The sequence below is a fragment of the Pseudomonas sp. genome, from assembly GCF_037994325.1.
Taxonomy (GTDB): domain Bacteria; phylum Pseudomonadota; class Gammaproteobacteria; order Pseudomonadales; family Pseudomonadaceae; genus Aquipseudomonas.
In genome coordinates, this window is record NZ_JBBNAH010000744.1 from 1 (window position 1) to 1,743 (window position 1,743).

Below are 1,743 nucleotides of genomic sequence, written 5' to 3' on the forward strand. Positions count from 1 at the left end.
AAGTTGGTGTGGGCGAAGAGCTTGAGCGTGGCGATATTGGTATAGCCGTCGACGATACGGCCCATCAGTTTTGAGCGCGATTCCGAGGCAATTACCGAACGCTCTTTCACCCGTGGCACGAAGTACACCAGCGAGCCGATATAGCAAACAATCCACGCCAGCAACGGCAGCATCAGGCGCCAGTCGGCCTGGGCAAACAGCACCAGGCTGCTCACCGCATAAATAAGCACATGCCACAGCGCATCCACCGCTTGCACGGCGGAGTCACGCAGCGAGTTGCCGGTTTGCATAATGCGTTGGGCGATACGCCCGGCAAAATCATTCTGGAAAAACCCCAAGCTCTGCTTGAGCACGTAACTGTGGTTTTGCCAGCGAATCAGGTTGGTCAAGCTGGGGCTGATGGTCTGGTGCACCAACAGGCCATGCAAGCCATTAAATAGTGGGCGCAGGAAGAGGGTGACGACGGCCATCCACACTAGTGCGGTGCCATGGTCGCGGAAAAAATCTTGCGGGTTACCGCTTTGTGCCCAGTCGACGATATCGCCAAGAAAGGCAAACAGCGCCACTTCAATCAGCGCCACGATCAGGCCGATGACCATCAGCGCAGCAAAGCTGGGCCAGGCCTGGCGGAGGAAGTAGAGGTAAAAACGCCACACATCGGTGGGCGGGGCTTCGCTTGGGGCTGGACGGAAAATATCGATCAGCTGCTCAAAACGGCGATACATGCACACCTCTGTCTGTGGAGCGACGCGCCATCCGTGGCGCGTCTGTGCAAACGCTGGTTAAAGGCGTTTGGCGGAAAGAATCAGCACCGGGGTATTGGGCACATCGGCCATGCCGGCGTAACGGCCAGTCGGCACCTGGGAAATCTTGTCGACGATATCCATGCCTTTCACCACTTTGCCGAATACCGCGTAGCCGAAATCGCGGCCACCGTGGTCAAGAAAGGCATTGTCTTTCTGGTTAATAAAGAACTGGCTGGTGGCCGAGTCGACCACACCTGTGCGGGCCATGGCCAAGGTGCCGCGCACGTTATGCAGGCCGTTGTCGGCTTCGTTTTTGATTGGCGAGGCCGTGTTCTTCTGGCGCATATCGGTGTCGAAACCGCCGCCCTGAATCATAAAACCCGGAATCACCCGGTGAAAAACGGTCTTGCTGTAGAAGCCTTTGTCGACATAGGCGAGGAAGTTGGCGGTGCTGATCGGCGCCTTGGCATCTTCCAGTTCAATTTCGATTTCGCCGAGACTGGTGGTCAGCAATACGTGCGTGTTTTCGGCGGCAAACAAGTGGCCGGCAAACAGGACGGAGCAGGCAAAAAGGGTGGCTTGTTTAAGCATGACGACAGACCTTGTTATCGATTTAAGTGGGCAGGTTAGGGTGCGCAACGGCGCTAAGCGGGCTGTTGGTCAACCTCGGCGAGGAAGGCCAACAGCTGGGTATTAAAGAATGCGGGTTGATCCATTGGTGAGGCATGTCGGGAGTCTTCGACCACCAGCAGGCGGGCGTTGGGCAGCTCGTTGACGTAGGCCTGTTTGGCCGCCACCGGGGTGTAGTCGTGGTCGGCGGTAACCACCAGCGTAGGACAGGTAATGCGCGCCAGTCGTTCCCGCACGCCCCAGCCAATAATGGCGTCAAGACTGGCGAGATAGGCGCGTTTGTCGTTCATCGGCCAGCGCCGTTCAATCTTCAAGCGCAGCTCCACCTGCTCGGGTTTGGGGAACAGCGCTTTGCCCAGCCCCTTAC

Annotated in this window: 3 protein-coding genes; all 3 read right to left on the reverse strand. The window is 57.5% G+C overall.

Annotation, left to right across the window (positions count from 1 at the left end; translation table 11 throughout):
• Positions 1-725, reverse strand: a 725-nt coding sequence (locus AAAB16_RS24900; RefSeq protein ID WP_340665769.1) for an ABC transporter ATP-binding protein, incomplete at its 3' end; no start/stop codon positions are given.
• A 57-nt stretch (positions 726-782) separates the two neighbouring features.
• Positions 783-1,337, reverse strand: coding sequence for a peptidylprolyl isomerase (locus AAAB16_RS24905; RefSeq protein WP_110614992.1), 555 nt, complete (start codon positions 1,335-1,337; stop codon positions 783-785).
• Positions 1,338-1,390: 53 nt separating this feature from the next.
• On the reverse strand, positions 1,391-1,743 hold a 353-nt coding region (locus tag AAAB16_RS24910; protein WP_340665770.1), incomplete at its 5' end, for an alpha/beta hydrolase.